The organism is Cellulomonas sp. (assembly GCF_035634735.1).
GTDB lineage: Bacteria > Actinomycetota > Actinomycetes > Actinomycetales > Cellulomonadaceae > Cellulomonas.
On sequence record NZ_DASQCJ010000048.1, the window covers coordinates 1 to 7,182 of the forward strand.

Consider the following 7,182-nt stretch of genomic DNA (forward strand, 5'->3'; position numbering starts at 1 on the left):
AACTCGGCGGGGTTCAGCTCGACCCGCCACTGCGACTCGTCCTTGGTGACCTCGTAGGTCTTCTCCGCCATCGCGGTGCTCCTCTCGCCGGCGCGGACGCCCCGCCCGGTGCGGCCGGGGCTGGTCCGCCGGCAGCAGAACACGGATGCGGGACGCGGTGTTCCTCGTACGGTGCCCGGACGCGCGACCGCCCGCGATCGGGGCCGGTCGCGGGCGGTGCGCGGGGGTGCGGGTCGTGAGGTCGTCACATCCGCGTGAGGTCGTCACTCGGGAGTACCGACCTCAGCCGGTTGTGACGACCTCGCGGGCGAGGGCACGGCCGGTCAGCGCGAGGCCGCGCCGCGGGCTACTGCTGCGCGCCGCCGCCCGAGCGGCCGCGGCCGCCGCGGCGACGCCGGGCGCCGCCCTGGCCGTCGCCGCCGGCACCCTGGCCCGCGCCACGGGACCGGCCCGCGCCGCCCGAGCGCGCGCCCCCGGGGGCCGCGCCGGTCCGGGCGCCGACCGAGCCGCCGGACGGCGCGTCGCCGCCCGAGGTCCACGCGACCATCGAGCCGCCGAGCACGGGCACGCCGCGCCCGCGGTCGGACCGGCCCCGGCCGCCGGCCGCGGGCGCGGAGGACCCGCCGCCCTGGCGCGCCGGGCGGCCGCCGCCGGACGGGGCACCCGTGCCGCGACCGGCCGGGGCGCCCGCCCCGCGACCTGAGCGCTGGCCGCCCTCGGCCGCGGTCCGGGAGCCCGCCGCGGGCCGCGAGCCCGCCGCCGCCGGACGCGAGCCCGCGCCGCCGCCGCGACGACCGCGGCCGCCGGACGCGCCGGCACCGCCGGAACCCGAGCCGCCGCGCGACCGGGACGGCTGCGCGGGCGCCGCCGCGGGCGCGGGCGCCACGTGCGCCGCGACCTCGCCGACCAGCGCCGCGATCACCGGCGAGCCCGGCGCGACGCGCTGCGGGGTCACGGTGATCTTGGCCTTGCGGGTGAGGTCCCGGACGTCGCCGGCCTGCTCGGGGAGCTGCACGGTGACGACGTCGCCGCCGGAGCCCGCGCGGGCCGTGCGGCCGGAGCGGTGCAGGTACGCCTTGTGCTCGGCCGGCGGGTCGACGTGCACGACGAGCTCGACGTCGTCGACGTGGATGCCGCGCGCCGCGATGTCGGTCGCGACCAGGACCTTGACCTCGCCCGAGGTGAACGCCGCGAGGTTGCGCTCGCGCGCGCCCTGGCCGAGGTTGCCCTGCAGGTCGACGGCCGGGATGCCGTCCTGGGTGAGCTGCTTGGCGAGCTTCTTCGCCTGGTGCTTGGTGCGGGTGAACAGCACGCGGCGGCCGGTGCCGGAGGCGAGCTCGCGGACGACCTCCTTCTTCGCGTCGGCGTCGGCGACCGCGAGCACGTGGTGCGTCATCGTCGACACCGGCGCGACCTCGGGGTCGACCGAGTGCGTCGTCGGCCGGTCGAGGTACCGCTTGACCAGGGTGTCCACGCCGTTGTCCAGCGTCGCCGAGAACAGCAGGCGCTGGCCGCCGCGCGGGGTCTTGTCGAGCAGGCGCTTCACCACGGGCAGGAAGCCGAGGTCGGCCATGTGGTCCGCCTCGTCGAGCACGGTGATCTCCACCGCGTCGAGCGAGCACAGGCCCTGCTTGATGAGGTCCTCGAGCCGGCCGGGGCAGGCGACGAGCACGTCGATGCCGCCGTTGAGGGCGCTGACCTGGCGGCTCTGCGCGACGCCGCCGAACACGGTGGTCGACGACAGGCCGGCGGTGGCCGCCAGCGGCTCGATGGTGGCGTGGATCTGGGTGGCGAGCTCGCGGGTCGGCGCGAGGATCAGCGCGCGGGGGCGGGCCTTGGCGCGCTGCGCCTTCGAGTCGGCGAGGCGGGTGACGACCGGCAGCGAGAACGCCAGGGTCTTGCCGGAGCCGGTGCGGCCGCGGCCGAGCACGTCGCGCCCGGCGAGCGTGTCGGGCAGCGTGGCGGTCTGGATCGGGAACGGGTCGGTGATCCCGCGCTGCGCGAGGGACTGCGCGAGGGAGGCGGGCACACCGAGGTCGGTGAAGCGAGGCATGAAGGGGCGCCTTTCCGGCGGTGGTCGGGGGTCCGCGGCCGCTGCGCGCGGGGCGGCGACCGGCGCCGGCGGCTCGGTCAGGCGAGCTTCTGCTGGCGGCGCAGGGCGCCCTGCGTGCGCAGGACGTAGGAGAACAGCTCGTCCGTCTCCCGGGTGGAGGTCTCCACGAACCGGCAGCCGTAGTGCGTCCCGGAGCGCGAGGGCTGGGCACGGACGACGACCGCCTGCAGCCAGAACGCGGCGGACAGCTCGGGGAAGACGAACCTCACCTCGCTGCCCACGGGCAGCTCGGTCTGGCTCATCATACGCATCCCGTGCGCGGAGACGTCGAGGACGGTGAACACGAACGGGACCTCGTCGGCCTCCGCGTCGACCGCGCCGGCCGCCGGCCCGGCGTCCGGGTCGTGCTCGTGGCCGTGCTCGTGCGCGTCCCCGTCCGGCACCGCGGCGAGGCGCGCGAACCCCTGCACCTCGACGTGCACCGCGACCCGCGCGACCGCGCGCTTCTGCAGCGTGGACAGCAGCTCGACCCCGACGAACGCGACGGTGTCCGCCGTGATGCGCGCGACCTCGCCCTGGTAGACGCACTCGCCCCGGGCGTCGTCGAGCACCCGGAGCAGGTAGACGTCGCCCTCGGCGACCCCGCGCACGATGCCCTCGAACCCCGCCCAGAGCACGCCGTCCTCGAAGGTGCGGACGTAGCCGCTGAGGACGGCGTGGCCGTCGTGCTCGACCGAGCAGAGCGCGAGCTCGTGCATGCAGGCAGGTCCGTCCGCGGGTAGGGGGGCGTGGGCGGCCCGACGTTACCCCGCGGCCGGGGCCGCGCACGTGATCCGAACGGGTGGGGAGCCGTGTCGCGCGCGGTTCTCACCCGGTGCCCCGGCGCTCGGGCGAATCCGACGTACCGCCACAACACGGATCTTCTCGCCATTTCCGGCAGCGGCCCCTTACCCTCGCCCCGAGACCGGTGCGGACCCGCGCCGGCGCGACCCTCCGAGCATTCGAGGCTGAGCTGCCCACCCCGACCCGGCGCTGGCCCCTGACCCGGTACTTCGCCGTCGTCAGCGTCCTCGCCATGCTCGCGCTCGGCGTCGCGCTCGTGTGGGTCACCGGCAACGTCATGCGGGACCAGGCCCAGCGCGACGGCATCGCGCTCGCCCGCAGCATCGAGTCGTACGCCTCGGCCTCCGTGCCCGAGGAGGCGTTCACGATCGGCGTGCTCTCCCCGGAGCAGGCCGCCGCCGTCTCGGAGCAGGTCGCCGGGTTCCGCGAGCTGCGCCGGCTGCGGCTGTGGACCGTCGACTCGACGCTGCTCTACGACTCGCAGGCCGACGCCACCGGGTTCCCCGACGGCGACCGGCTGGACGCCGCGGTGCGGCAGCGCGAGCCCGACGCCCGGGTGGTCACCGAGGTCCGCGGCGAGGAGTTCGGCGGCTCCGAGTCGACGCTGCTGGACGTGTACGTCCCCGTGCGGCACGAGGGGGTCGTCGTCGGCGCCGCCGAGGTGATGCTCGACTACCAGGGCACGACCGACGCCGTCACCAGCGCGACCCGCACCGTCACCCTCGTGGTCGCCGGGGGGCTCGCCCTGCTCTGGCTGCTGCTGTTCCGCACCGTCTGGAACGCCTCGCGCCGGCTCCAGTCCTCGGCGCTGGAGAACGCCCGGCTGGCGCTGCTCGACTCGCTCACCGGCCTGCCCAACCGCCGGATGCTCGGCGACAAGCTCGAGCGGTCGATCGCCGACGCGGAGGCGGCCGGCACGATCGTCGGCCTCGCGCTGCTCGACGTCGACCGGTTCAAGGACATCAACGACTCGCTCGGCCACGACCGCGGGGACGAGCTGCTGGAGCAGGTCGCGCAGCGGCTGCGCGGTGCGCTCCGCGAGCAGGACATGGTGGCGCGGCTCGGCGGCGACGAGTTCGCGATCGTGCTCACCGACGTCCGGTCCGTCGCCGACGCGGACGCCGCCGCCCGCCGGGTCCGGCAGCTGTTCGTGCCGCCGTTCATGCTCGGCGACCTCGCCCTGCACGTGGACACCTCGATCGGCGTCGCCTGCCTGCCCGACCACGCGGACGACGCCTCCTCGCTGATGCGGATGGCCGACGTCGCGATGTACACCGCGAAGACGCACCGGCTCGGGGTCTCCGTGTACTCCCCGGAGGAGGACGACTCCTCCCCCGCCCGGCTCGTGCTGCTCGGCGACCTGCACCGCGCGCTCGGCGTCGACGACGAGCTGGAGCTGCACTACCAGCCGAAGATCGACCTGCGCACCGGCCGCACCGTCGGGCTCGAGGCCCTGATGCGCTGGCGGCACCCCACCCGCGGGATGCTGCCGCCCGACCTGTTCGTGCCGCTCGCCGAGCAGTCCGGCCTGATCCACGACCTCACCCGGTACGCGCTGCGGGTCGCCGTCGCGCAGCTCGCCGCCTGGCAGGCGCAGGGCGACCCCGTCCCGGTGGCCGTGAACCTGTCCGCGCACGACGTCACCTCGCACGCGGTCGTCGAGGTCATCGAGGACCTGCTGGCCCGGCACGAGGTCCCGCCCGCGCTGCTCGAGGTCGAGATCACGGAGACCGCGCTGGTCAGCGACCCGTCCCGCGTCGTCCCGGTGCTGCAGCGGCTCGGCGACGTCGGCGTCCGGGTGTCGATCGACGACTTCGGCATCGGCAACACGTCGATCTCGCAGCTGCGCGATCTGCCGGTGCACGGCCTGAAGATCGACCGGCTGTTCGTCGCCGACCTGACCACCCGCGGCGGCGAGGGGTCCGAGGTGATCGTCAAGGCGATGGTCGACCTGGCGCACTCGTTCGGCCTGCAGGTGGTCGCGGAGGGCGTCGAGGACACCACGACCGCCGAGCTGCTGCGCCGCCTGACGGTCGACCAGGCGCAGGGCTACCTGTACTCCCCGGCCGTCGCGCCGGACCGGTTGCGGCCCGAGGACCTGCCGCGTGACCCCGCCTCGCGACACGCCGTCACATGACTTCACTCCAGAAACGGGCAGAACGGCTCAAGGTGCGTCACCATTCGTCCGATAGGCCCTGGTAACACCCGTTCCGATCACCCGTGAGGATGACCACCCGGATGGACGAGCTGCTCCGCGAGATGATCACGCCCCCGCCGCCGCGGCGGGACCCGGCGCGGCGACGCCGCCTGGTGGCGACCGTCGGCATCCTCGGGATGGCCGCGCTCGGCATGACGTCGCTCGTGACCTCCGCGATCTTCACGGACAACGACGACACCGGCCGCTCCGGGATCATCACGGGCTCGGTGGACATCGAGGCCGGCGAGGACGCCGCCTTCACGCTGCCGCCCGGGAACCTCGCCCCCGGCGACCAGGTCTACAGCCCCGTGACCGTGACCAACGCCGGCTCGCTCGCCCTGGTCTACGGCGTGCAGTACGCCGCCACCAGCGCGGACGCCAAGGGCCTCGCGGCGACGCTGTCGCTCGACGTGTACGCGGTGCCCGCCGCGCAGTGCACCGCGACCGGGCTCGCCGGCGCCACGCCCATCGGGTCGTCCGGCCCCGGGCTGGCGGCGACGGCCACCGAGATCGTGCCCGTCGGCCGGTCGCTGTTCTCCTCCGCCGCCGAGGAGCTGTGCGTCCGCGTGTCGGTCCCGCAGGAGATCGGCAACGAGTACCAGGAGGCCAGCACCGACCTGCAGCTGACCTTCCTGGCCGAGCAGGACCCGACCGACCCGCACCGCTGATCCCGCCGGAGGCGCTGAGACGCAGATGACCAGGAGGCCGGCCCCCGCGGTCGAGCGCCGGGCACCGCACCCGGAGCGACCGCGGCACGCCACCCCGCCGTCCCGGGGCCGCCGCGCGCTGCGCACGGCCCTGTGGACCGTCATCGTCGTCTGCGGCCTCGCCTACGCCACCTCGCTCGCGGTGCCCCTGTGGTTCCAGGCCAACGGCCAGCGGCTGCTCATCGTCACCTCCGGGTCCATGTCCGGCCCGGAGCAGGGGTCGTTCGACGCCGGCGACGCCGTGGTCATGCGCCGGATCGACGACCCCTCGCAGCTGCGCGTCGGGCAGGTCGCCACGTTCTGGCCCGCCGGCGGCGACCAGCTGGTCACCCACCGGATCGTCGCGCTGCGCAACCTGCCGGTGCTCCAGCAGGACGCCGCGACCGGCCGGATGGTCCAGGCCTACGACCCCGAGACGGGCGAGGCGCTGACCCGGCCGTACATCTACACCAAGGGCGACGCGAACACCGAGCCCGACCCCAACGCGACCCCGCTCAGCCAGGTCCGCGGCATCATCCTCGACGTCTACCCGCGCTGGGGCTGGGTGCTCGACTGGGCGGGCTCGGCGCAGGGGCGGGCGGTCATGCTGGTGCCGCCGCTGGCGGCGCTGGCGGCACTCGAGGTGCTGTCCCTGCTCGACGACCGGCGCGCGGGACGGGCCGCCGGCGAGCGCCGGCCGTCCGCGCGCGAGCGGCACGACGATGCGCTCCTCCTCGGCTGACCGCCGCCCCACGGCGGGGGCGGTCCCGGGCGACGCGGCGGCCGGCGCCGGGGCGGGCGCGGCGGGGCGGGACGCCGGCGAGGCGCCGCTGCTCGGACGCTGGGGCCGGCTCGTCCTCGCGACCCTGCTGGTCGGCGCAGCGCTGATCGGCCCGGCGGCGGGTTACGCGTCGGCGAAGTTCGGCAACGAGGCGACCGTCACCATCACGATCACCATCACCCCCACCGACGGCGCCGCGCCGTCGCCGACGGACACCCCCACCGCCGCCCTGGACGAGCCCGCCCCGCTCCCCTGACCCGCGCGACCGCGACCGCACCCGGCCGCCCTCCGCGCCCCACCCCACGCTCGGCGACCGGGCGTCAGGCGTCGCGGCGCAGTCGCGCGCTCCGGTGCACCAGCGCGGCGCCCGCCCCCGCGAGCGCGCAGGCGAGCAGGGTCGCTCCCGCGACCGTGGCGCCCGTGCTCGCGAGCGCTCCCGGCGGCGCGCCGGCGTCGCCGGACGCCGAAACCCGCTCCGACCCGGCGTCCGCGGCTCCGGCGCCCGCGATCCCGCCCTCGGCGGGCCCCTCCGCGCCGGGCTCGGTCTCGAGGCCGGGGTCGGGCGCCGGCTGCGGGTCGGGCGCCGGCCTCGGGTCCGGCGCCGGCTCGGGTCCGGTGCCGA

At 76.0% G+C, this 7,182-nt stretch carries 6 protein-coding genes and 1 pseudogene; 4 read left to right on the forward strand and 3 right to left on the reverse strand.

What is annotated here, in order from left to right; genetic code table 11:
• Positions 1-346: 346 nt before the first annotated feature.
• Positions 347-2,053, reverse strand: a complete 1,707-nt coding sequence (locus tag VER05_RS04635; RefSeq protein ID WP_324844229.1) for a DEAD/DEAH box helicase — start codon at positions 2,051-2,053, stop codon at positions 347-349.
• A 77-nt stretch (positions 2,054-2,130) separates the two neighbouring features.
• Positions 2,131-2,811, reverse strand: a complete 681-nt coding sequence (locus VER05_RS04640; protein ID WP_324844230.1) for a PilZ domain-containing protein — start codon at positions 2,809-2,811, stop codon at positions 2,131-2,133.
• 209 nt (positions 2,812-3,020) lie between these two features.
• On the opposite strand from VER05_RS04640, the gene VER05_RS04645 reads away from it, so the two are divergent.
• The 4 genes from VER05_RS04645 (at position 3,021) to VER05_RS04660 (ending at position 6,816) form a co-directional block, all read left to right on the forward strand.
• Positions 3,021-5,033, forward strand: a complete 2,013-nt coding sequence (locus VER05_RS04645; protein WP_324844231.1) for a putative bifunctional diguanylate cyclase/phosphodiesterase — start codon at positions 3,021-3,023, stop codon at positions 5,031-5,033.
• An 83-nt stretch (positions 5,034-5,116) separates the two neighbouring features.
• Complete coding sequence (locus tag VER05_RS04650) at positions 5,117-5,761, forward strand: hypothetical protein (protein ID WP_324844232.1); 645 nt, start codon at positions 5,117-5,119, stop codon at positions 5,759-5,761.
• A 25-nt stretch (positions 5,762-5,786) separates the two neighbouring features.
• On the forward strand, positions 5,787-6,521 hold the full coding sequence (locus VER05_RS04655) for a signal peptidase I (RefSeq protein ID WP_324844233.1): 735 nt from the start codon (positions 5,787-5,789) through the stop codon (positions 6,519-6,521).
• Positions 6,502-6,816, forward strand: coding sequence for a hypothetical protein (locus tag VER05_RS04660; RefSeq protein WP_324844234.1), 315 nt, complete (start codon positions 6,502-6,504; stop codon positions 6,814-6,816). Before VER05_RS04655 ends, VER05_RS04660 begins: the two co-directional genes overlap by 20 nt.
• Before the next feature lie 64 nt (positions 6,817-6,880).
• Here the strand turns inward: VER05_RS04660 and VER05_RS04665 are convergent.
• Positions 6,881-7,182: pseudogene (locus VER05_RS04665) on the reverse strand (hypothetical protein); the annotation flags it as partial.